Annotated in this window: 18 protein-coding genes and 1 tRNA gene; 2 read left to right on the top strand and 17 right to left on the bottom strand. The window is 67.3% G+C overall.

All coding sequences use genetic code 11. The features are described 5' to 3' along the window. The first annotated feature begins 3 nt into the window (after nucleotides 1–3). Entirely contained in the window at nucleotides 4–1326 is a 1323-nt protein-coding gene (locus CKW06_RS19185) for an aminopeptidase P N-terminal domain-containing protein (protein ID WP_024958824.1), read from the top strand. A 556-nt stretch (nucleotides 1327–1882) separates the two neighbouring features. Here the strand turns inward: CKW06_RS19185 and pepQ are convergent. From pepQ to rph, 7 genes are all read right to left on the bottom strand, one after another. Further along, entirely contained in the window at nucleotides 1883–3214 is a 1332-nt protein-coding gene (gene pepQ / locus CKW06_RS19180; RefSeq protein WP_024956761.1) for a Xaa-Pro dipeptidase, read from the bottom strand. A 75-nt stretch (nucleotides 3215–3289) separates the two neighbouring features. Continuing rightward, nucleotides 3290–3664 (bottom strand): PilZ domain-containing protein, encoded by a 375-nt coding sequence (locus CKW06_RS19175; protein WP_005410894.1) that lies wholly within the window; start codon nucleotides 3662–3664, stop codon nucleotides 3290–3292. After that, on the bottom strand, nucleotides 3661–5940 hold the full coding sequence (locus CKW06_RS19170; RefSeq protein WP_024956760.1) for a DUF1631 family protein: 2280 nt from the start codon (nucleotides 5938–5940) through the stop codon (nucleotides 3661–3663). Before CKW06_RS19170 ends, CKW06_RS19175 begins: the two co-directional genes overlap by 4 nt. Before the next feature lie 202 nt (nucleotides 5941–6142). Next, a complete protein-coding gene (gene hemW / locus CKW06_RS19165; RefSeq protein ID WP_024956759.1) occupies nucleotides 6143–7369 on the bottom strand; it encodes a radical SAM family heme chaperone HemW in 1227 nt (408 codons plus the stop codon). Between the two features lie 56 nt (nucleotides 7370–7425). Then, on the bottom strand, nucleotides 7426–8022 hold the full coding sequence (gene rdgB, locus CKW06_RS19160) for an RdgB/HAM1 family non-canonical purine NTP pyrophosphatase (RefSeq protein ID WP_005410891.1): 597 nt from the start codon (nucleotides 8020–8022) through the stop codon (nucleotides 7426–7428). Then, nucleotides 8019–8408, bottom strand: a complete 390-nt coding sequence (locus tag CKW06_RS19155; protein ID WP_005414366.1) for a VOC family protein — start codon at nucleotides 8406–8408, stop codon at nucleotides 8019–8021. Before CKW06_RS19155 ends, rdgB begins: the two co-directional genes overlap by 4 nt. Further along, nucleotides 8405–9130, bottom strand: a complete 726-nt coding sequence (gene rph, locus CKW06_RS19150; protein WP_005410889.1) for a ribonuclease PH — start codon at nucleotides 9128–9130, stop codon at nucleotides 8405–8407. Before rph ends, CKW06_RS19155 begins: the two co-directional genes overlap by 4 nt. A 124-nt stretch (nucleotides 9131–9254) precedes the next feature. Between rph and CKW06_RS19145 the strand changes: the two genes are divergently transcribed. Beyond that, nucleotides 9255–10115, top strand: coding sequence for a YicC/YloC family endoribonuclease (locus CKW06_RS19145; protein WP_024956758.1), 861 nt, complete (start codon nucleotides 9255–9257; stop codon nucleotides 10113–10115). A gap of 25 nt (nucleotides 10116–10140) precedes the next feature. Here CKW06_RS19145 and CKW06_RS19140 read toward each other — a convergent pair whose 3' ends face one another. The 10 genes from CKW06_RS19140 to fdnG all read right to left on the bottom strand — a co-directional run bounded on the left by CKW06_RS19140 (nucleotide 10141) and on the right by fdnG (nucleotide 21944). Beyond that, nucleotides 10141–10794: a nucleotidyl transferase AbiEii/AbiGii toxin family protein gene (locus tag CKW06_RS19140; RefSeq protein WP_024956757.1), complete on the bottom strand. Its 654-nt coding sequence runs from the start codon at nucleotides 10792–10794 to the stop codon at nucleotides 10141–10143. Next, on the bottom strand, nucleotides 10791–11282 hold the full coding sequence (locus tag CKW06_RS19135; RefSeq protein WP_024956756.1) for a helix-turn-helix domain-containing protein: 492 nt from the start codon (nucleotides 11280–11282) through the stop codon (nucleotides 10791–10793). Before CKW06_RS19135 ends, CKW06_RS19140 begins: the two co-directional genes overlap by 4 nt. Before the next feature lie 70 nt (nucleotides 11283–11352). Continuing rightward, nucleotides 11353–12432 (bottom strand): selenide, water dikinase SelD, encoded by a 1080-nt coding sequence (gene selD / locus CKW06_RS19130; RefSeq protein ID WP_024956755.1) that lies wholly within the window; start codon nucleotides 12430–12432, stop codon nucleotides 11353–11355. A gap of 26 nt (nucleotides 12433–12458) precedes the next feature. Further along, a tRNA-Sec gene (locus CKW06_RS19125) sits at nucleotides 12459–12554 on the bottom strand. 24 nt (nucleotides 12555–12578) lie between these two features. Further along, a complete protein-coding gene (gene selB / locus CKW06_RS19120) occupies nucleotides 12579–14510 on the bottom strand; it encodes a selenocysteine-specific translation elongation factor (protein WP_024956754.1) in 1932 nt (643 codons plus the stop codon). Next, nucleotides 14507–15931, bottom strand: a complete 1425-nt coding sequence (gene selA / locus CKW06_RS19115; RefSeq protein WP_024956753.1) for an L-seryl-tRNA(Sec) selenium transferase — start codon at nucleotides 15929–15931, stop codon at nucleotides 14507–14509. The genes selB and selA overlap by 4 nt, the downstream gene beginning before the upstream one ends. 4 nt (nucleotides 15932–15935) lie before the next feature. Then, complete coding sequence (gene fdhE / locus CKW06_RS19110; protein ID WP_024956752.1) at nucleotides 15936–16919, bottom strand: formate dehydrogenase accessory protein FdhE; 984 nt, start codon at nucleotides 16917–16919, stop codon at nucleotides 15936–15938. A 384-nt stretch (nucleotides 16920–17303) separates the two neighbouring features. Then, complete coding sequence (locus tag CKW06_RS19105; RefSeq protein ID WP_005410882.1) at nucleotides 17304–17951, bottom strand: formate dehydrogenase subunit gamma; 648 nt, start codon at nucleotides 17949–17951, stop codon at nucleotides 17304–17306. Then, a complete protein-coding gene (gene fdxH, locus CKW06_RS19100) occupies nucleotides 17948–18865 on the bottom strand; it encodes a formate dehydrogenase subunit beta (protein WP_024958151.1) in 918 nt (305 codons plus the stop codon). The genes CKW06_RS19105 and fdxH overlap by 4 nt, the downstream gene beginning before the upstream one ends. 10 nt (nucleotides 18866–18875) lie before the next feature. Next, a complete protein-coding gene (gene fdnG, locus CKW06_RS19095; protein WP_143568549.1) occupies nucleotides 18876–21944 on the bottom strand; it encodes a formate dehydrogenase-N subunit alpha in 3069 nt (1022 codons plus the stop codon). Nucleotides 21945–22211 lie beyond the last annotated feature (267 nt).

Here is a 22211-nt window from a genome sequence, read left to right as displayed (position 1 = left end):
GACATCAAGCAGCGCACCGGCATTGCCGCCGGCGAGTACAAGCGTCGCCGCCGCCAGCTGATGGACATGGCCGGCGAGGACGCGATCCTGGTGCTGCCGGCCGCGGCCGAGAAGGTGCGCAGCCTCGATACCCATTATCCGTTCCGGCAGGATTCGGATTTCCAGTACCTGAGCGGCTTCCCGGAGCCGGAAGCAGTGCTGGTACTGATCCCGGGCCGACGCCACGGCGAGGCCATCCTGTTCTGCCGCGAGCGCGATGCCGAACGCGAAGCCTGGGACGGCAGCCGCGCCGGCCAGGAAGGCGCGGTGGCGCAGTACGGCATGGACGACGCCTACCCGATCGATGATCTGGACGACATCCTGCCGGGCCTGCTTGAAGGCCGTTCGCGCGTCTACTACCACTTCGGCCGGGATGCCGACTTCGACCTGAAGCTGATCGGCTGGGTCAACCGCGTGCGTTCGCAGGTGCGCCACGGTGCGCAGCCGCCGCACGAGTTCCTCGAACTGGGCCACCTGCTGCACGAGCAGCGCCTGTTCAAGTCCGGTGCCGAAGTGGCGTTGATGCACCACGCCGCGCAGATCAGCGTGCGTGCGCATCTGGCCGCGATGAAGGCAGCCAGGGCCGGCATCCACGAGTACGAACTGCAGGCGGAGCTGGAACGCGTGTTCCGCACCAACGACGCCGTGCCGGCCTATTGCAGCATCGTCGGTGCCGGCCGCAACGGCTGCATCCTGCATTACCGCGACAACAACGCGCGTTCGCGCGACGGCGAGCTGGTGCTGATCGACGCCGGTGCCGAGTACCGTGGCTACGCCAGTGACATCACCCGCACGTTCCCGGTGAATGGCCGCTTCAGCGCTGAGCAGCGTGCACTGCACGACCTGGTCGGCGATGCGCAGGCCGCTGCGTTGGCCCAGGCCAGGCCGGGCGTGCCGTACGAAGCCGGTCACCTCGCCGCAGTGCAGACCCTGACCGAGGGCCTGCTGCGGCTGGGCCTGCTGAAGGGCACGCTGGAAAAGAACCTGGCCGAAGGCCTGTACCAGCGCTTCTACCGGCACAAGACCGGGCACTGGATCGGCATGGACGTGCACGACGTGGGCGACTACCGCCTGGCCGGTGACTCGCGTCTGCTGGAGCCGGGCATGGCGTTCACCATCGAGCCGGGGTTGTACATCGGCGTGGATGACACGACGGTGGAACCGCGCTGGCGCGGTATCGGCATCCGTACCGAGGATGACGTGCTGATCACCGACGATGGCCATCGCGTGCTGACCGAAGGCCTGGCGCGCAGCGCCGACGAGATTGAAGCGGTGATGGCGGGGTAAGGGGTGTTCTGCAGGGCTTGCAGCCCTGCACCCGCTGCACGCCAGAGCAACAGCAACAGCAACAGCAACAGCAACAGCGGGCTATCCGTGGGATGGCGGGGCGGTGTAGCTGGCCAGGACACGCCGTAAACCCATCCATGGGGGCTCGATGGCGCCATCCATGGCGCCAACGGTCCTGCCCACCCACACCGCCCCACCCCCGACAGATTCCTGTGGCTGTTGGTGGGTGCCGACCGTTGGTCGGCACATCTGTCAGATATCGAATGAATCATCCACGCATGGCGTGGATCTACGGGCAATTGCGGCTGTTGGTAGGTGTCGACCTTGGTCGACACAGAGCGAGCGCAGCGAGCGACCCGCTTCTGCTTTTCTTTTTCTTTTCCGTGGTTGGACGCGCCCAGGAAACTGTCAGAGGTGGGGCGGGGTGGGTTCGCGGGGGTGTCCGCGGCATGGATGCCGCGGCCAAGCCCCCAGGGACGGGTTCACGGCGTCCCCCGCGAACCCACCCCGCCCCACCAAGCGCGGCTTTTGAATTCAGCGCCCAACCACGAGGGGCTCAGCCGTTCGCCGCAGCAAACGCCGGCCGCGTCAGGTTGTCCGCCTCGCCATCAGTGCACAGCACTTCGTCTTCGATGCGGATGCCACCATACGGACGGAAGAAATCCACGCGCTCCCAGTTGATCGCATCACCATGGCCGGCGTCCTTCACTTCGTTCAACAGCATGTCGATGAAGTACAGGCCTGGCTCGATGGTCACCACCATGCCCGGTTCCAGCACGCGGGTCAGGCGCAGGTAGGGATGGCCGGCCGGGCGCTCGATGCGGCCACCTTCGTCGCTGGCGGCGAAGCCGGCCACGTCGTGCACCTGCAGGCCGATCAGGTGGCCGATGCCGTGCGGGAAGAATGCGGCGCTGACGCCGGTCTCCAGCGCGGTCTGTGGCGACACCTTGATCACGCCGAAGTCCTTCAGCACGCCCATCAGCGAAAGATGTGCGTCCACGTGCAGCTGCTTGTAGTCGAAGCCCGGGCGCACCGCTGCGCACATCTGCTGCTGGGCCGCGTCGACGGCCGCAATCATCGCGGCGAATTCGTCGTGGCCCTGCGCGGCGTAGGTGCGGGTGATGTCGCTGGCGTAGCCGTGCGCACTGGCGCCGGCGTCGATCAGGAAGCTGCGCAGCGGCTGCGGTGCCTTGCCGCCCAGCTCGGTGTAATGCAGCACGGCGGCGTGTTCGTTCAACGCCACGATGTTGCCGTAGGGCAGCTCGTTGGCATCCTGGCCGACGGCCTGGCAGTACGCCATGTGGATGCTGAATTCGTCGGCACCGTTGCGGAACGCGGCCTCGGCGGCGCGGTGGCCGCGCACGCCCAGCACCTGGGCCTGGCGCATCAGTGCGATTTCATACGGTGTCTTGCTGCCGCGGTGCCATTCCAGGTAGTTCACCACCGGCGCTGGATTGTTCGGCATGTAGTTGCCCAGTGCGCTCTGCGGCTCGCCCAGGATCGCGCAGCGCGACGGGTCGGCCGGCAGCAGGGCCAGCGCCTCTTCGGGCTTGCGGATGATGTGGATGTCGAAGTGCTCCACCCACCAGCCACTGGGGGCGTCCGGTACCACGTGCCAGTAGTCGAAGGGCTGGTGGAAGATCACTGCCGGGCGCTTGCCCGGGGTGAACACGATCCAGCTGTTGGGCACGCGGGTCAGCGGCAGCCAGGCCTTGAACTGCGGGTTGACCGCATACGGGTAGTCGCGGTCGTCGAACACCTGGTAGTGCAGGGTGCCGCTGGGCACCACCAGATGGTCGAAGCCGCCGCGGGCCAGCGCCTGTTCGGCGCGTCGGCACAGCACGGCCAGGTGGTCGGAATACAGGGCGCCGGGGTCTTGCTGGATCATTGCGGTGGCTCGACACGGAAAACGGCCCTAGATTCTGCCGCATACCGCGAAAAACCGCTGTGCCGGAACCGGCACTCAGGCCGTCGAAACCGGTCCCTCGTCGCTGTCTTCGCCCACCCACTGCCGCAGCAGCTGCCGATGTTCGCGCGACAGGGTCAGGAAGCGGAAGCCGGTCCAGCTCTGGCCGGGAACGTGTGCGGGCTCGCTCCACAGCAGATGCACGCCTACGTCGATGGCCTGCTGGCGGCCATCACCCAATGGCAAGGGAAAGCGCAGCTGGTACAGCGCATCCTCGCGCAGCGGCATGCTGGCCAGCATCAGCATGCCAGTTTCGGAGACATTGCCGAGGCGCCCGACCACGCACTCGCGCATCTGGTCGGTAACCGGCACCAGGTCCGAGACCTGGCGGCGCGGCGCGCGGCGGGTGTCCTGCGGCGGTACGGCTTTCATGCGGGGGTCTCCTGTGCGCGAGCCGTGGCCAGTGCGCGCAGCGCACCGAGGCTGGCTTCCCAGGCACGGTCGACCAGCCGGCCGTTGTCTTCGGTGACCAGCTGCGCGCGCCCGGCACTGATCTGCCGTGCCAGCGCATCCAGGTCGGTATCGGTGATCTTCTGCCCGCGCGCATTGACGAACAACGCGTGGCCGGTCAGCAGGCTGTACCAGGACAGGCGCTGGCGGCGCATCGTGCCATCGCCCGTGTCGATGTCGAACCAACTGCCGAACGGCAGGCTGGACAGTTGTTGGTAGGCCGCTTCTTCGGCGCTGCTGCGCGGCGTGGCAGGTGCGGCGCCACTGTTCGTGCCGGCGTGCTCGCCCAGGCGCGCACGTGCCTTGAGGCGTGCGCTGAGCTCGGTACGCGAGGTGCTTTCATCCTCGCCGCCGGGCGTGGCCAGCCTGCGCGCGACAGCGGCGGCTTCCTCGGCGTGGTAGCCGACCTGCAGCAATGCGGCCTCCACGTCCGCTGCCAGTGCGGTATCGGTGCCGCCGGGGGCGTCGATGGCCTGCGCGGTGATGGCAGCGATGCGCTCGGTCTGTTGCAGGCGCTCCTGCCATTGCGGTGAATCGTCGCCATGGCGCAGGCGGGTGAGGGTCAGTGCATCGGCCCAGGCCTGGCGCAGCAGGGTCTGCACGAAACGCGGTGGGGACCGGGTGTCGCAGCACTGGTCGATCTGTGCAGTGGCCTGGCGACGGGCCAGTTCCAATCGTTCCTTGCCGCGCGCGGCTTCCACATGGCGGCGCTCGGCCAGTTCGGCACGATGGGCCGCCGCGCGCTGGTGCTGCTGCAAGTCTTCACTGGCGGCGGCAAAGGCTTCCGGCGCACGCGCATCCTGCCCCAGCAGGCCCTGCACGCTCTGCGCCATGCGCTGCAGCAGCTGGGGGTCGACATCCTCATCGCCCAGCCAGTTGGCGCCGACTTCGGCGATCTGATTGAGCAGCTCACGCGCGGGGTGTTCGTCGCGCACGAAGAAGCCCGGATCGGCCATGGCGGCGCGTGCCAAGGGTACCTGCAGGCGGGCCAGCAGCGCGGCCGGCACTGGATCGGGACGCTGCTGCTGTTGCACCTGCTGCATCAGCATGCGCAGCAGGTCGAGGTTGTCCCGGTCGTGACTGCCCAGCTGGGCCTGCGCACCATGCTCGCTGCGCAGCTGCGCGACAACGGCAGCCTGCAGGTCGGCCACACCGGTTGCCGCACTGGACTGGGCCTGCAGGCGCGCGAGGACCGCGTCCACTGCCGCGCTGGGCACCGCGCCGCTGTCCGCCGGGGCAGGGCTGCCGTGCCGCGCCTGCTGCAGCAGTTCATGCAGCGCACTGCCGGTGGAGGTGGTCACGCCCGGCGTGGCGGGGCCGGCTGCGCCGCCCTCGTGGAAGGCGTCCTGTACCAGGCTGGACCAGGAGCCGGCCGGTGCCGAACCGTTCCAGCCGGTCAGGGGGGCTGCGGTGCGCTTGGCCGGCTGCGTGGTGCGGCCGCCCCCCACCGACTGGGTGATGATCCGCCGCGTGCTCGACGAGCGTGCCAGGTAGGGGGTGTAGACCAGCCCCGGCAGTACACCGGACTGGGCCAGCAGGGCATTGGCACGGTCAAGGATATCGCCCAGCCGTTCCAGCACCTGCCGTTCGAAACTGCGATACAGCGCCAGCTGTACCTCGACGCTCAGCGCGTCCTGTTCGGCAATCCGGCGCACCATCGCGCACAGTGCCTGCGGTGCCAGTGGCAGGGTGTCGGCCTCGAAGGCCGGCGCCGCCGCCAGCACGCCCAGGCGTTGGCCCAGCAGGTTCAGTGTGTTGGTTGAACGCAGGGTTTCGCGCCGCACCATCTCGGTCAGCAGCAGGTCGCGATCCACTTCGTGCTCATCAACCAGCGACAGCCCGAGCATGCCTGGCAGCGCTGGCGGCCCAGCACTGGTACTGACACCGCTGACCGGTTCGCGCAACCGCGCGAGGGCGTCGGCCACGGCATCGAGCATGCGATCGGCGAAATGGCCGGCGAAGGCGTGCAGCTGTCCACGCTGGGCCATCAGCTCGGCCTGCTGCTGCGGATTGCGTGCGCGGTCGGCGTCGTGCAGCAGGGTCTGCTCCAGCGCCTCGACGGTCAGGATCAGGGGCGCCGCCAGCGTCTGCCGGCACAGGCCGATCAGCGCGCCCAGCAGCTCACGTACCCGCGGTGGCAGATCGCTGGCGGCCAGGCGGTTCTTGTCGGCAGGAGTGATGGAAAAGACAGCTGACATCGGCAGGCGGTACCCGGATTCCCGCGGATCGATCTGGTGAATCTACCGTGTCGGCCGATGTCGGCGCTACTTTAGGCTGAACGTGAATCGCATCCGCCGGGCCTGGCCCGACCGATGAACGGTAGTGCCGGCCGCTGGCCGGCAGATATGTCTTCACCGGATTGCCGGCCAGCGGCCGGAACGATCCTTTGCCAGGCGAGGATCAATCTTCCAGGAACAGGCTCACCACATCGTTGGTGAAGCGGCGGCCCAGCTCGGTCGGCTGCACATGCCCATCGGTCACGTCGAGCCAGCCGCGCTGCACGGCCTCGGCCAGGGGAGCGTCCAGCACGCTGCGCGGCAGCCCCGTGCGCGACTCGAAATCGCGCAGGCCGAAACCTTCGTGCAGGCGCAGCAGGTTGAGCATGTACTCGAACGGCAGGCGCTCCGGCGCGATCACATCGTCGCCGCCGAACGAGGCGGGCGTGCCGGCGCTGTCCAGGTAGGCCTGCGGATGCTTCAGCTTCCAGCGCCGCAGCACGTGTTCCTCGGCGCCCGAGCTGATCTTGCCGTGCGCGCCGGCACCGATGCCCAGGTAATCGCCGAAGCGCCAGTAGTTCAGATTGTGCGCGCTCTGCCGGCCGGGGCGCGCATAGGCGCTGACCTCGTACTGGCCGAAACCAGCCTGTGCCAGCAATGCCTGGCAGTGTTCCTGCATGTCCCAGGCGTTGTCTTCATCGGGAATGCCCTGCGGCGGCCGCGCGAAGAACACCGTGTTCGGTTCCAGGGTCAGCTGGTAGTGGGAGATGTGTGCCGGCTGCAGCGCGAACGCGCGTTCCAGGTCGGCCTCGGCACCGGCCAGGGTCTGTTCCGGCAGCGCGTACATCAGGTCGATGTTGAAGTTGTCGTAGCCCGCGTCCTGCGCCATCTTCACCGCGCGCTCGGCTTCGCCACTGTCGTGGATGCGGCCCAGGCGCTTGAGCATCGCATCGTCGAAACTCTGGATGCCGAAGCTGAGGCGGTTCACGCCGGCCGCGCGATAGCGGTCGAAGCGGCCATGTTCGGCGGTGCCCGGGTTGGTTTCCAGGGTGATTTCGGCATTGGGCGCGAAACGCAGGCGTGCGCTGGCCTGCTGCAGGAAGCGGTCGATTGCCTCCGGCGGGAACAGGCTGGGCGTGCCGCCACCGAAGAACACGCTGTGCACCACCCGGCCCCAGACCAGCGGCAGGTCCTGGTCGAGGTCGCGCAGCAGCGCATCGATATAAGCGTCGAACGGCAGCTCGCCCTTGGCCTGGTGCGAATTGAAATCGCAGTACGGGCATTTGCGCACGCACCACGGCAGGTGCACGTACAACGACAGCGGTGGCGGCACCAGCCGCGGCGGGTTGTCGTGGTCGGCGGAGCAGGCTTCGCCGGGCAGGTGGTTGCAGTGGTCGTGGGCGTGCGGCATGGGCTTCTTCGGTAGTGTCGGCCGCTGGCCGGCTTCCCTGGGGCGATCGGGTAGCGTCAGTACAGCGTCGCCAGCTGCTGCTTGAGCTGCTGCAGGGCAATGGCGCGGTGGCTGATGGCGTTCTTCAGTGCCGGCTCCATTTCCGCAGCGGTCAGGCCGTGGGTGGTGTCCAGGAATACCGGGTTGTAGCCGAAACCATTGGTGCCGCGCAGTTCGCGGATGATCTGGCCTTCCCAGCGGCCTTCGCAGATCAGCGGCTGCGGGTCGGTGGCGTGGCGCAGCAGCACGATCACCGCATAGAAGCGGGCGCTGCGCTGGCCATCGGGAATGTCGGCCATCGCGTCCAGCAGCTTGGCATTGTTGGCCGCAGCATTGGTCGGGTGGCCGGCATAGCGTGCGCTGTACAGGCCCGGCGCACCGCCGAGGGCATCGACGATCAGGCCCGAATCATCGGCCAGCGCCGGCAGGCCGGTCGCTTCGCAGGCCGCGCGCGCCTTCAGCAGCGCGTTCTCGACGAAGGTCAGGCCGGTCTCTTCCACATCGCCCAGGCCCAGTTCGGCGGCCGAGGTGATCTGCAGCGGCAGATCGGCAAGGATCTCCTGCATCTCCACCAGCTTGCCGGCGTTGTGGCTGGCCAGTACCAGTTTCTTCATTGACGGGGCTCCAGCAGGTCCCAGGTGTTGCCATACAGATCGCGGAACACCGCAACCGTTGCATAGGGTTCTTCGCGCGGCGCTTCCAGGAACTCGACGCCGGCGGCGACCATCGCCGCGTGGTCGCGGCGGAAGTCGTCGGTGTTGAGGAAGAAGCCGACGCGGCCGCCGGTCTGGTTGCCGATGCGGCTGCGCTGCTCCTCGTCGCTGGCGCGGGCCAGCAGCAGGGCGGCGGCGCTGCCGTCGGTCGGGCCGACCACCACCCAGCGCTTGTGGCCCTGGTCGATGTCCTCCAACAGTGCGAAGCCGAGCTTGCCGGTGTACCAGGCAATGGCTTCGTCATAGTCGGCCACCACCAGGGTGGTCAGGGCGATGCGGCGGTTCATGCCGACAGCGCCGCCTGCTGTGCGGCCAGCAGTTCGCCCACGCCCTTTTCGGCCAGGCCCAGCAGCGCATCCAGTTCATCGCGACGGAAGGCGTGGCCTTCGGCGGTGCCCTGCAGCTCGATGAAGCCGCCACCGTCGTTCATCACCACGTTCATGTCGGTGTCGCAGTCGCTGTCTTCGGCGTAGTCCAGGTCCAGCACCGGGGTGCCGCGGTACACGCCTACCGATACGGCGGCCACTGCGCCCAGGATCGGGTTGCGCTTGATGTCGCCACGCTTCATCAGCACGTTCACCGCATCGACCAGCGCCACGTAGGCGCCGGTGATGGCGGCGGTGCGGGTGCCACCGTCGGCCTGCAGCACGTCGCAGTCGAGGGTGATGGTGCGCTCGCCCAGCGCGTTGCGATCCACGCAGGCGCGCAGGCTGCGGCCGATCAGGCGCTGGATCTCCAGCGTGCGGCCACCCTGCTTGCCACGGGCCGCTTCACGGTCACTGCGGGTGTGGGTGGCGCGCGGCAGCATGCCGTATTCGGCGGTGACCCAGCCTTCGCCCTTGCCGCGCAGGAAGCCCGGCACGCGGTTCTCGACGCTGGCGGTGCACAGCACACGGGTTTCACCGAAGCACACCAGCACCGAACCTTCGGCGTGGCGGGTGAAGCCGCGTTGGATGACGACCGGGCGGAGCTGGTCGGGCTGGCGGCCGCTGGGGCGGGAATCGGACATGGTGCGGGTTCCGTAATGGCGAGGGAGTACGCCGCCACGCCCGCGGCCTTCACGGGGCGGGCAAGGGGGCTCTGGTGAGGGCGCTAGGGTACCATTCCCCCTTTGCACGCACCGGACACAATCCATGATTCGAAGCATGACTGCCTATGCCGGCGGCGAGCGGGTCACCCCGTGGGGCACGCTGGGCTGCGAGCTGCGCTCGGTCAACCACCGCTTCCTGGAGGTCGGCACCCGCCTGCCCGAGGAGCTGCGGGCGCTGGAACCGCAGCTGCGCGAGCGCATCGCCGCGCGCCTGAGCCGTGGCAAGCTGGATCTGGTGATGCGCCTGCGCGCGCCGGAAGCGGCGGCCAACCTGCAGGTGGACGAGGCCCTGCTGGCCCAGCTGGGCCGCCTGGCGCACCGCCTGACCTCCGATTTCCCCAACCTGCAGGTCAGCTTCACCGACCTGCTGCAGCTGCCGGGCGTGACCCGTGGCGAGGCCACCGACGCCGCCGCCCTGCAGGTCGAGGCGCTGGCGCTGCTGGACCAGGTGCTGGATGGCTTCGTCGAGGCCCGTGAGCGCGAAGGCGGCAAGTTGGCTGCGGCCATCAGCGAGCGTGTGGACGGCATCGAACGCATCGCCACCGAAGTCCGCACGCTGATTCCGGCCATTCGCGACGGCCAGCGCGCCAAGCTGGCCGCACGCCTGGCCGACCTGCCGCACCCGGTCGACCCCGGCCGCGCAGAGCAGGAACTTGTCCTGTGGCTGCAGAAGCTGGACGTGGATGAAGAGCTGGACCGCCTCGGCAGCCACATCGTCGAGATCCGCCGCGTGCTCAAGCAGCGCGAGCCGGTCGGTCGCCGCCTGGACTTCCTGCTGCAGGAGTTCAACCGCGAAGCCAACACGCTGGGGTCGAAGTCGGTGGACAGCCGCACGTCCAATGCCGCGGTGGAGCTGAAGGTGCTGATCGACCAGATCCGCGAACAGGTGCAGAACATCGAGTGATGTTCTGCGCAATCGCCTGGGAGGATCACAGTCCTTCCAGGTAGTCCGCAGCTATCGCGACGCAGTGGTCGAAGTCTGGCGTGTAGTCCAGCGTGTCGATGGCCTTGAACGCAATCTTCAATGTCGGATGGGGATTGCGGATCTGATCAAGAAACGTTGATCGATGGCGGACCAGTGCGTCTGCGGCGGCCGCCAGCGCGTCCGGCTCGCGTTCGATGACCAGCGCAAGATCGAACAGGTCTCGGGCCGTTGTTCTATGCCCGCGATGGAACATTTTCTTGGCGATGATTTCCGCCGACGTTTCCACGCGTATGCGCCGGCCATCGATCGTCCATTCCTCCCAGGCGTCATCGAGAAGATTGGGAGCTGCGACGAAATCCACCTCGCCTTCCTCGAACTGCAGCTTGACCCATGCGCTGGGATCTTCGCTGTAGTCGCCGGTAAGGCTCGCGGCCACATCGCTCAAGCGGGGAGTGACGAAGCCCAGGTACTGGGGGTTCGGCACGAAGATGTCGATGTCCTTGCTGAGCCGGTGCCGATGTCGAAACATCAGTACCGTTCCGCCACCCAACGTCCAGAACGGATCGGTGATGCCGCCGTGGCGCCGGATCTCCCCGATGAGGACAAGCGCCCGGGGTAGCAGCGCCTGCCAGGCGCCGGCCGGCAGTTCGCGGTTCACATCCACAGGTCCTTGCGGTGAGCAGAAAGTGTGTTGGCCATCTTCGCCACGTTGCGCCAGATGCGCCGTGGTGGCATCTGCGCGCCGATTGCAGCTTCCTCGACCGCCATCACCATCATGGCGGGAGGGGCTTCATCCAGCAGGTGCGCCATCTGCGCCGCGTAGGTGGCAGGAACTTCCCCGCTGACCAGTACGCGGGCCAGCTCGCCCGCAGTCAATTCGCTTGCGTAGCTCACGTTCGCGGTTCGCGCGGCCATTTTCAGGCCTTGCTTGCGCAGCCGGTTCTCGGTGGTGGGTGCCGGAACATCCAGACCGAGCACGGCCATCAGCTGTCCCACGCGATTGACGCCCAGATCACTAAGGGTGCCCCCTTCCAGGCCGACCACGGTCTGCCGGGAAAGGCCGCTGAGATGAGCCAGTTGGCCTTGCGACAGGCCAAGCTGCTCACGGCGGGTACGAACCGCCTTGCCGATGTCGATCAGGTTCATGGCTTTAGTGTCCAATATTTTGGACATGATTCAAGTGCCCGGAAGTGGCACGTTGGCAAACCTTCACGTCTCAAACCACGCTGACGCCCGGCGCTCCTTCGCTCAAACGCCCGACCATGGCTGCCTGGCCGAACCCCGCGTCGTGGAAGCAGGCCAGCACTGCATCCACCGCCTCCGGAGCGCACGACACCAGCAGTCCGCCGCTGGTCTGCGGATCGGTCAGCAGCGGCTGCCAGTGTGCCGGCAACCCATCGGCGAAGCGCACCTCGGTGCCATACGAGGCCCAGTTACGGTTGGAGGCGCCGGTCACGCAGCCACGCTGCAGCAGCTCCAGCGCCTGCGGCAGCAGCGGCACCTGTGCACTGTCCACCTCGGCAGCGACACCACTGGCGCGGCACACTTCCAGCAGGTGGCCGAGCAGGCCGAAGCCGGTGACGTCGGTCATGGCATGCACGCCGTCCAGGGCGGCCAGCGGCACGCCCACGGTGTTCAGGCGGGTGGTCGACGCGATCATCTGCTGGTAGCCGTCGGCGTCCAGCACTTCCTTCTTCAGTGCTGACGAATACACGCCCACGCCCAACGGCTTGCCCAGCACCAGCACGTCGCCGGCGCGGGCATCGGCATTGCGCTTGAGTCGTTGCGGGTCGAGCACGCCGATCGCGGCCAGGCCGTAGATGGGTTCCACCGAATCGATGCTGTGGCCACCAGCGACCACGATGCCGGCATCAGCGCAGGCGCGTTCGCCGCCCTGCAGGATGCCGCGGATCGTGTCCTGCGGCAGCGTATTGATCGGCATGCCGACGATGGCCAGTGCGAACAGCGGGCGCGCGCCCATCGCGTACAGGTCCGACAGCGCGTTGGTGGCCGCGATGCGGCCGAAGTCGAACGGGTCGTCGACGATGGGCATGAAGAAATCGGTGGTGGCGACGATTGCCTGGCGATCATCGAGGCGGTACACCGCGGCGTCGTCGCTGGTCTCGCGGCCAACCAGCAGTTCAGCTGGTGCCGGAAGTGCTGGAACACCACGCAGCAGTTCGCTCAGCACGCCCGGCGCGATCTTGCAGCCGCAGCCGCCGCCATGCGCGAGAGAGGTCAGTCGTTGCGGGGCATCGGCCGTTGAAGGGGCGGGGGACTGCGCGTGCGTGGCCATGCCGACATCTCCTGCGGGAACGCGAATGGCGGAAGGCAGCAGGAGTCGAACCTACCAGGGAACGATCGACGCCCCCTACTGGGTTTGAAGCCCAGCCGCATGCCCGGATGCGCATGCCTTCCGAAAGTACGGCGGTACCGGTGGGCTCAGTCGCGGGCTGCGTTCCACTGCAGGTCGCCGCGCGGCCGATGCTGGTCACCGACGCGTCGAGTGTAGCCAACGCGATTGAAGAACTCCAAGATCTGGATGCTGCGTTTGCGGCCCAGGCCGATGGCATCGCGGAACGTGGCCGCATCCACCGTGCCGCTGGCCTGTGACAGCTGCGCGACGATCGCGGCGAGTTCCGCAATGCGCGCGGGTGCGTAGAACAGGTCCGGCACCACCTGGAACAGCTCGCCACGTGCGGTGGCGCGGCGCAGGACGGCGCGGACTTCGTCTTCGGCCAGGCCGATCTCGGCAGCAAGGGTGCGCACCCACGGCGGATCGAAGCCACCGGCGTGCAGTTGCGGCAGCACGCGTTCCAGCAGCAGACGCTCGCGTTCCGGTGGCGCATGGTCATGCCCGGGCAGGCGCCACCAGGCACCCACGCGTTGCACGCTGCCGTCGTCCAGCAGGTCCTGCAGCAGCGCATTCCAGAGGCTCGCTGCAAGCGCGGGCAGGGTGCTGCGCTGCAGGCGGCCGCTGTCGACACCGGGTTCGTCCGGGCGTCGCTCATGCCAGCCACACAGCGAGGTGATCACCTGCTCGCGCAGTGCCTGCCAGTGCGAGGCGAGGATGACCACCGTGTCTTCGCGGGTGACGATGCGCTGTGCGCCTGCAGGCAGAATGATCTGGTCGGCGGCGCGCCGGCAGTAGCGTTGCAGCGCGGCCATGGCAATGCCGAAGGGCGCCTGCTGCAACAGTGGGCCGATTCCCGCACCCGCGGCCAGTTGCTCCAGTGCTCCCAGCCACGTGAGCCGTGCAGGACTGCGCCGGCGCCGCTGTGGCGGGTCCGGATCGAGCACGATGCCACCGCCCAGCGTGTGGGTCGCCGCTGAATCACGGGCGATGAAGGGATCACCGCACATCGCACAGACGGGTGCTTCGAACACCAGTTGCACCAACTGCCCATTGCCGTGATCGTCGTCCTCCAGCAGCACCACATGGGCCTGCCGGTGCATCGTGCCCCAGTGGATGTGCAGCGGCGTCCAGTCGCGCAATGGCGCGGCCAACGGGGAAAGCCGCAGCCGCACATCAACGCGGGTGGTGGCCAGCAGTGCGCGCGCGTCGGCGATCCAGTCACCGCGGCGGATGTCATCACGGGCGATGGCCGCCAGGTTCAGCGCGCAGCGCTGCCCGGCCATCGCGTGGTCACTAGCCTGGTTCTGCGCGTGGATGCTGCGTATGCGCACTTCAGTGGCGGCCGGCATCAGCTGCAGATGCTCACCCACCGAGGCGATGCCGCCGTGCACTGCGCCGGTCACCAGCGTTCCGTGGCCGGCCAGCGAGAACACGCGGTCCACCGGCATACGGAACAGCTCGCTGCGCAGTTCGGCCTGGCGCGTGCTGGCGTCGTCCGCCGCCCACGCGTGCAGCTGGGTACGCAGCGCGTTGATGCCAGCATCGTCGGGTGCGGTGCTGTTGCAGGTGAACACAGGGGAATCCTGCAGTGGCGTGCCGGCCAGCAGGGCAGCGACCTCGATCTCGACCCGGGCCAGGCGCGCCGCATCCACACGGTCGATCTTGGTCAGCGCCACCGCACCCCGGTTCACGCCCAGCAGCTGCAGGATGGCCAGATGCTCGCGGGTCTGTGGCATCACGCCGTCGTCGGCAGCGATGACCAGCACGGCGACGTCGATACCCGTGGCGCCGGCCACCATCGTGTGCACGAAGCGCTCATGGCCCGGCACGTCGACGAAACCCAGCGTCGCGACAGGACCTGTGCCGTCCCTGCGTTCCACAGGAACATAGGCATAGCCCAGCTCGATGGAAATACCACGCGTACGCTCTTCCTGCAGGCGATCGGTTTCGATGCCGGTCAGTGCCCGCACCAGGCTGGTCTTGCCATGGTCGATATGCCCGGCGGTGCCGACGATCATGCCTGCAGCGTGCTCCACTGGGCGAGGAAGTCGGCTTCGTCGGCGGGTTCCAGGCAGCGCAGGTCCAGCCACAGCGCGTCATCGGCAATGCGGCCCAGCACGGGTCGCGCCAGCTGACGCAGGCGCTTGGCCAGGCGATCCAGTCCGCCACGGCGCGCGCTGGTAATGCGCAGTCCGGCGCTGGCCAGCTGCGCCTGTGGCTGCGCGCCGCTGCCGATCTGGCTGTGCATCGAAGCAGGCTCGAGGCTGTAGTTCGCCGCCAGCGAGGCACGCATCGGCTGCAGCAGGCGCTGGGCCTGCGCATCAATGTCATCCTGCGTGCGCGAGAGCGTGCGCAGTGTCGGCAGCCGCTGTGCCAGCAGCTCGGGTTCGCGGTACAGGGCCAGCACCGCTTCCAGTGCGGCCAGGCCCATCTTGTCCATGCGCAGTGCCCGCTTCAGCGGGTTGCGGTTGATCCGCGCGATCAGGTCGGCGCGGCCGGCGATGATGCCGGCCTGCGGACCACCCAGCAGCTTGTCGCCGCTGAACGAAACCAGATCGGCGCCGGCCGTCAGCGTTTCCTGCACGGTGGGTTCGTGCGGCAGGCCGAACGTGGCCAGATCGCACAGGCTGCCACTGCCCAGGTCCACCACCAGCGGCAGGCCATGTTCGTGCGCGATCGCGGCCATCGCCGCGGTGTCGACCTTGGCAGTGAATCCGCTGATCGCGTAGTTGCTGGCGTGCACCTCCATCAGCAGCGCTGTGCGCGCGCCGATGGCGTTGGTGAAGTCGGCCGGATGGGTGCGGTTGGTGGTACCTACTTCCAGCAGCCGCGCGCCGGCGCTGCGCATCACGTCGGGAATGCGGAAGGCGCCACCGATCTCCACCAGCTCGCCGCGCGACACCACCACGTCGCGGCGGTTGGCCAGGCTGTTGAGCAGCAGCAGGACCGCCGCCGCATTGTTGTTGACCACAGTGGCGGCTTCGGCACCGGTCAGCTCGCAGATCAGTGCCTGTACCCGCGCATCGCGGTCGCCGCGACGGCCACGGATGACGTCGAACTCCAGATCGACCGGCGCGGTCATCGCGCGGGTGACTGCCTGCACCGCGGCCTCGGGCAGCAATGCGCGACCCAGGTTGGTATGCAGTACGGTGCCGGTCAGGTTGAACATCGGTTGCAGGTCCAGCCGTGCATCGGCTGCCAGTGCGGCCTCGACCGCTGCCACCAGCGCCGGGCCGTCGACCGCTTCCTGCAGCTGCGCGGTCGACAACTGGCTGGCGCTTACACGCTCACGCAGCACCTGCAGGTGCGAACGCAGCAGCTGGGTGATACGGCTTCGACCGTGGCCTTCGATCAGTGGCGCCAGTGCAGGCAGGCGCAGCACCCGGTCCAGCGAGGGCAGGGCAGCGGCCGATGCCGGGGCGGGGGGCATGGCTGTCATCGCCTCAATCGCCGTCGGATTGCCACAGCAGAGGATTCTGGCTGGCACGCGCATAGCCTTCCTCGGCCAGCAGCAGATCCAGCGCCAGCGTGCCGAGGTCATCGGCCACCGGCTCCAGTGACGGGTCCTTTTCCAGATACAGGATCTTGCGGTAGCTGTGGCAGTGGTCGCAGGTCTCGGCACGCACCGCGCTCTCGCGCACCGCCTCGCCGCTGTCGCCGTCCACATCGGCCAGGGCGCGATAGGCGATGTCCTTGCCGGCGGCACCACACTGGCTGCACTGCACGCGCACGTAGTGCCACTGGCAGGCGCACAGCGAGCACGACAGGTAACGGTAGGACGCATAGGGTGGGCGTGCCTGCACCACGCTGGTCACCGGCAACGTGCCGCACAGCGGGCACAGCCCTGGCGCATCAGCCAGCGGCTTCAGGTCGGTAGGGCGGAAGCTGGCTGCGAGCACCGCCCAGTAAACCTGCAGTGCGTTCATCACCAGCAGCGCAGCGACCGCATCCACCGACGGCGCGTCATCGCGCTCCAGCACCGCGTGCGCCTGCGCATCCAGCCAGGCGTCGTCGGCCGCGGCGACGCGTTGCAGCTCCTGCCGGGTTTCCAGCGGCAGCCCCGTTTCGTCGGCACAGTGCTGGCACAGCATGCGCAGCCAGTCGCGCCAGCATCCATCCAGCTGAAGCGTGTTGGCCGGCCGCAACGGCATGCCGGCACCGGCCGCCGCACTCGACTGCTGCGCGCGCGCCTGCGACTGCAGCGCCTCGCGCTGCTGCGGTGTCAGTTCATCCAGCAGCGCCTGCTGTGCATCGGCCAACGCCGCCAGCAGCTGCAGGTAGCCGCCGATGGCACTGTGCGCGGCCAGGCTGCGCAGGCGCGTCGCGCGCTCAGCGAACAGTGACTCGATATCGGGCAGGATGATGCGCGGCACATCGCGCGAGGCGAGCGTCTCGATCTCACCGGGTTCAAGGATGCGTTGCGCCATGCAGGGCGAGCCAGAAGAACCAGCCTCCATCCTCGCCGTTGTCGGCGCTCGCGTCCAGCGGATTCAAACAACGCAGTCGAGCAAAGCAGTCGAGCACGGCTCGACTCTACAAAAACCGGTTTCGGTCGTTGCCATGTTCATCGTGTCGACCAAGGTCGACACCCACCAACAGCAACGCGGAACGCCGTCCCGACAGATCGCAGGAAACTGTCGAAGGCGGGGTGGGTCCGGTTGCGGGGGTGTCCGCGGCATGGATGCCGCGGCCAAGCCCCCATGGACGGGTTTACGGCGTCCCCCGCAACCGGACCCACCCCGCAATCCCACGGATAGCCGCTGTTGCTGTTGCCTTGGCTTGAAGCGGGTGCAGGGCCGCAGGCCCTGCCGCTAACCCTCTTCCCGACGTCCGCGCAGGATGTCCCTGAACCACTGCCGGTGATGCTTGTACGCCCACCCATAGGTCACCTTGCCCTGGGTCATCGCCCGCACCGAGCCCTTGATCCAGATCGCCGCATAGATGTGCACCACGATCGCGCACACCAGCACCCAGCCGAACAGCGCATGGGCCAGCACCGAGAAGCGGATCACCCCGATCGGGAAGAAGTGGCTGAAGTACTGCCGCCAGATCACGAAGCCGGTCAGCAGCAGCGCCGACAGGCAGCCGATGATGGCCCAGAACAGCAGCTTCTGGCCGGCATTGAAACGGCCCACCGGCGGCAGCTTCTCATCCTCGTTGCGCAGTACATCGCGCATGCCGCGCATCCATGCGCGATCGTCGGCGGTCGGCAGATTGTCGCGCCACATGCGGAACGCCAGCAGCGCAAAGCCCACCACCATGGCCAGCCCGATGAACGGATGCAGGATGCGCGTCCAGGGGCCGCCACCGAACAGCTGGGTCAACGGGAACAGGGCAGGGTGGAACAGCGCCAGCCCGGACAGCGCGGTCAACACGAAGCAGATCGCCACGATCCAGTGGTTGATGCGGGTCGGTGCGCGGTAGCGGATGATCTGGCGCGGGTGCGGGGCGTACTTCATGGCCGCTGCTCCTCTTCGATCTTCTTCGCCTCGTGCTCGGCTTCCTCTTCTTCCTCGTCATTGACCGTGTTGCGGCCGATGCCGATGTAATGCAGGAAGCCGGCGAAGGCGGTGGCGGCGATCGCCAGCACGCCCAGCGGCTTGGCCACGCCCTTCCACACCTCCACCATCGGGCTGATGCGCGGGTTCTTGGGCAGGTCGGCATACAGCTCCGGCTTGTCCACGTGCTGCAGCACGTACATCACGTGGGTGCCGCCGACGCCCTGCGGGTCGTACAGGCCGGCGTTCTCGTAGCCGCGCGATTTCAGGTCTTCCACGCGTCCGGCCGCGTGCTCGGTCATCGCCTGCTTGCTGCCGAAGGTAATCGCGCCGGTCGGGCAGGTCTTCACGCAGGCCGGTTCCTGGCCCACCGCCACCCGGTCCGAACACAGCGTGCACTTGTAGGCCTTGTGGTCCTTCTTGGAGATGCGCGGCACGTCGAACGGACAACCGGTCACGCAGTAGCCGCAGCCGATGCAGTTCTCTTCCTGGAAGTCGACGATGCCGTTGGCGTACTGGATGATGGCACCGGGCGACGGGCAGGCCTTCAGGCAGCCCGGATCGCTGCAGTGCATGCAGCCTTCCTTGCGGATCAGCCACTCCAGCTTGCCCGTCTCGTCCTCGTACTCGCGGAACTTCATCACCGTCCACGACTGGTCGCTCAGGTCGGGCGGGTTGTCATAGCTGCCAACGCAGCTGCCCACTTCGTCGCGCAGGTCATTCCACTCCATGCAGGCGACCTGGCAGGCCTTGCAGCCGATGCACTTGCTCACATCGATCAGCTTGGCGACCTGGCCGGTGTGCGCACCACGCGCCTCCGGCGAGGGCGTGGTGGTGGCCGAGCGGCGGATGATGTCCAGGGATTGCAGTGACATGGCGTGTCTCCTACACCTTCTCGACCTTGACCAGGATGCACTTCGATTCGGGCGTCTGCGAGTTGCCGTCACCGATGGCGTTGGTCAGCGTATTGGCGATGTATCCAGGCTTGGCCGCACCGAGGAAACCCCAGTGGATCGGCACGCCCACCTGGTGCACGGTCCGGCCATCGATCTGCAGGGCCTTGATGCGCTTGGTCACCATGGCGACCGCTTCGATGTGGCCGCGCTTGGAGCTGACCCGCACGCGGCTGCCGTTGTTGATGCCCAGCTCGTCGGCCAACGCCGCGCCGATCTCGACGAACTGCTCGGGCTGGATGATGGCGTTCAACTTGCCGTGCTTGGTCCAGAAGTGGAAATGCTCGGTCAGGCGGTAGGTGGTGGCCACATGCGGGAACTCGTCCGGCGAACCGATCTGTGCGCGATCGCTGGCGAATACGCGGGCGGCCGGGTTGTTCAGGGTCAGTGCCTGGCCGGGGCTGAGCGGGTTGCTGCGCAGCGGTGTATCGAACGGTTCGTAGTGCTCCGGGAACGGGCCTTCGGCCATGCCGGCCTTGGCGAAGAAGCGGGCGATGCCCTCCGGGTTCATGATGAACGGGCCCATTCCGCCGGCGGGATCTTCGTCGGCCTTGAAGTCGGGCACGTCCACGCTGCCCCAGTTTTTCCCGTTCCACGCCAGCAGCGTGCGCCGCGGATCAAACGGCTTTCCGGCGACGTCGCACGAGGCGCGGTTGTACATCACGCGACGATTGGCCGGCCACGCCCAGGCCCAGCCCAGCGTGTTGCCGATGCCAGTGGGGTCGCTGTTGTCACGCCGCGCCATCATGTTGCCGGTCGGGCCCCAGGCACCGATGTAGATCCAGCAGCCGGAGGCGGTGCTGCCGTCGTCGCGCAGGTCGCCGAATGCGGCCAACTGCTCGCCGGCCTTGCGCACCAGCTTGGTTGGGTCCTTCGGATCGAACACGTCGGTCAGCGCCTTGCCGTTGTATTCCATCGCCAGTTCTTCGGGCGTGGGTACCTCAGGGTTGGCGTAGTTCCAGGCCAGGTCGCGCACCGGCTCCCACCACGCCCCGCCGTCCTTCTCGTACATCGCTTTGATGCGATGGAACAGCTCGGACATGATCTCGATGTCGCTGCGCGCTTCTCCCGGTGGGTTGGCACCCTTCCAGTGCCACTGCAGCCAGCGCGAGGAATTCACCACCGCGCCGTTCTCCTCGGCGAAGGAGGTGGTCGGCAGGCGGAATACTTCGGTCTGGATCGTGCTCGGGTCGACGTCGTTCAACGCACCGTGGTTCTGCCAGAAGGCGATGGTCTCGGTTTCCAGCGGGTCCATGCTGACCATGAACTTCAGCTTGGAGAACGCGCTGATCAGCTTGCCCTTGTTCGGCGCCGAGGCCAGCGGATTGAAGCCCTGGCAGATGTAGCCGTGGATCTTGCCTTCGTTCATCAGCTCGTACGCCTGCAGCATGTCGTACGGCTTGTCGAGCTTGGGCAGGTAATCGAAACACCAGTTGTTGTCGGCGGTGGCGGCGTCGCCCCACCACGATTTCATCAGGCTGACGTGGAACTTCGGGTAGTTCTGCCAGAACGACATCTGGTTGGCGCGCAGCGGCTTCTGCGTGCGCTTGGCGATGTAGGCCTCGTAGTCCTGCTCGTCCTGTTTCGGCAGGGTCAGGTAGCCGGGCAGCAGGTCGGACATCAGGCCGATGTCGGTCAGGCCCTGGATGTTGGAATGCCCGCGCAAGGCGTTCATGCCACCACCGGCCACGCCGATGTTGCCCAGCAGCAGCTGCACCATGGTGCCGGCACGCACGTTCTGCGCGCCGATCGAGTGCTGCGTCCAGCCCAGCGCGTACAGGATGGTCATCGCCTTGTCCTTGCCGGCGGTGGACGCGATCATGTCCCAGATCTGGCGGATGCTGTCGGCCGGCGTGCCGCAGATGCGTTCGACCATCTCCACCGTGTAGCGCGCATAGTGCTGCTTGAGCAGGTTGTAGACGCAGCGCGGGTCCTTCAGCGTCGGGTCGCTGCGCACGAAGCCATCGTCACCGTAGGCGTAGTCCCAGCTGGAGCGGTCGTAGCTGCGCTTCTCTTCGTTGTAGCCCGAATACAGGCCGTCCTTGAAGGCGAACTCGTCCTTCACCAGGAACGACATGTCGGTGTAGTTCAGCACGTACTCGTGCTGGATGCGGTCCTCGGTCAGCAGGTAGTTGATCAGGCCCCCCAGGAACACGATGTCGGTACCGGTGCGGATCGGCGCGTACACGTCGGCCACCGCGGCCGAGCGGTTGAAGCGCGGATCGACCACGATCAGGCGTGCCTTGTTGTGTGCCTTGGCCTCGGTCACCCATTTGAACCCGCACGGGTGCGCCTCGGCGGCATTGCCACCCATGATCAGGATCAGGTCGGCATTCTTGATGTCGACCCAGTGATTCGTCATCGCACCACGGCCTAGCGTCGGGGCAAGACCTGCCACCGTCGGGCCGTGTCAGACACGTGCCTGGTTGTCGAATGCCAACATGCCAAGGGAGCGCACGACCTTGTGGGTCAGCACCGCGGTTTCATTGCTGGTGGCCGAGGCCGCCAGCATGCCGGTGGTCAGCCAGCGGTTGACCGTCTGCCCGGCCTCGTTCTTCTGCACGAAGTTGGCATCGCGGTCTTCCTTCATCAGCCGCGCGATGCGGTCCAGCGCATCGTCCCAGCTCAGCCGCTTCCACTCGTTCGAGCCCGGCGCGCGGTACTCGGGGTAGAGCAGGCGCGACTTGCTGTGGATGATGTCGGCCAGGCCGGCGCCCTTCGGGCACAGCGTGCCGCGGTTCACCGGATGGTCCGGGTCGCCTTCGATATGGAAGATGCTCGGCTCGGCGTTCTTGGCACCATCGCCGAGGCTGTACATCAGGATGCCGCAGGCCACCGAACAGTAGGTACAGGTGTTGCGGGTCTCGGTCGCGCGGGTCAGCTTGTACTGCCTGACCTCCGCGAGCGCGATGCCGGGCGCGAAGCCCATCAATGCCAGGCTGGAGCCGACCAGGGTTGTCCCGGTCACTTTCAGGAACTGGCGGCGGCTCATCGATGGCATGCCGTTCTCCTGGGATGGCGGGGAGGCGCAGGCCTCCGGGCTGTCGTTGGGTACGGCCCGGTTATAGCACAGGCCCCCGTACGCCCATGTGGCACAAGGCCCGGCGCCCGCCAGACGGGCGCGCAACGGGGCCGCTCTGGTAAAGTTGCGTGCCCGCCCCCGGGGAAAGCGTCTGCCGGGCCTGGTTCCAGGATGTTCCGCGCAGCCCCCGCCGTCCTGGCGCGATCCTCCGCGCCGGATCTGGAACACCGAGGAAAAATTTTGCGA

The sequence above is a fragment of the Stenotrophomonas maltophilia genome, assembly GCF_900186865.1.
Taxonomy (GTDB): Bacteria; Pseudomonadota; Gammaproteobacteria; order Xanthomonadales; family Xanthomonadaceae; genus Stenotrophomonas; species Stenotrophomonas maltophilia.
Note: the sequence above shows the minus strand (reverse complement) of the source record. Positions and strands in the feature narration are given on the sequence as shown.

What these genes read in the sequence shown, in the direction of transcription:
- pepQ (WP_024956761.1), bottom strand. Translation starts at nt 3,214, where the DNA reads ATGATCCAGCAAGACCCCGGCGCCCTGTATTCCGACCACCTGGCCGTG.
- CKW06_RS19175 (WP_005410894.1), bottom strand. Translation starts at nt 3,664, where the DNA reads ATGAAAGCCGTACCGCCGCAGGACACCCGCCGCGCGCCGCGCCGCCAG.
- CKW06_RS19170 (WP_024956760.1), bottom strand. Translation starts at nt 5,940, where the DNA reads ATGTCAGCTGTCTTTTCCATCACTCCTGCCGACAAGAACCGCCTGGCC.
- hemW (WP_024956759.1), bottom strand. Translation starts at nt 7,369, where the DNA reads ATGCCGCACGCCCACGACCACTGCAACCACCTGCCCGGCGAAGCCTGC.
- rdgB (WP_005410891.1), bottom strand. Translation starts at nt 8,022, where the DNA reads ATGAAGAAACTGGTACTGGCCAGCCACAACGCCGGCAAGCTGGTGGAG.
- CKW06_RS19155 (WP_005414366.1), bottom strand. Translation starts at nt 8,408, where the DNA reads ATGAACCGCCGCATCGCCCTGACCACCCTGGTGGTGGCCGACTATGAC.
- rph (WP_005410889.1), bottom strand. Translation starts at nt 9,130, where the DNA reads ATGTCCGATTCCCGCCCCAGCGGCCGCCAGCCCGACCAGCTCCGCCCG.
- CKW06_RS19145 (WP_024956758.1), top strand. Translation starts at nt 9,255, where the DNA reads ATGATTCGAAGCATGACTGCCTATGCCGGCGGCGAGCGGGTCACCCCG.
- CKW06_RS19135 (WP_024956756.1), bottom strand. Translation starts at nt 11,282, where the DNA reads ATGAACCTGATCGACATCGGCAAGGCGGTTCGTACCCGCCGTGAGCAG.
- selD (WP_024956755.1), bottom strand. Translation starts at nt 12,432, where the DNA reads ATGGCCACGCACGCGCAGTCCCCCGCCCCTTCAACGGCCGATGCCCCG.
- selB (WP_024956754.1), bottom strand. Translation starts at nt 14,510, where the DNA reads ATGATCGTCGGCACCGCCGGGCATATCGACCATGGCAAGACCAGCCTG.
- selA (WP_024956753.1), bottom strand. Translation starts at nt 15,931, where the DNA reads ATGACAGCCATGCCCCCCGCCCCGGCATCGGCCGCTGCCCTGCCCTCG.
- fdhE (WP_024956752.1), bottom strand. Translation starts at nt 16,919, where the DNA reads ATGGCGCAACGCATCCTTGAACCCGGTGAGATCGAGACGCTCGCCTCG.
- CKW06_RS19105 (WP_005410882.1), bottom strand. Translation starts at nt 17,951, where the DNA reads ATGAAGTACGCCCCGCACCCGCGCCAGATCATCCGCTACCGCGCACCG.
- fdxH (WP_024958151.1), bottom strand. Translation starts at nt 18,865, where the DNA reads ATGTCACTGCAATCCCTGGACATCATCCGCCGCTCGGCCACCACCACG.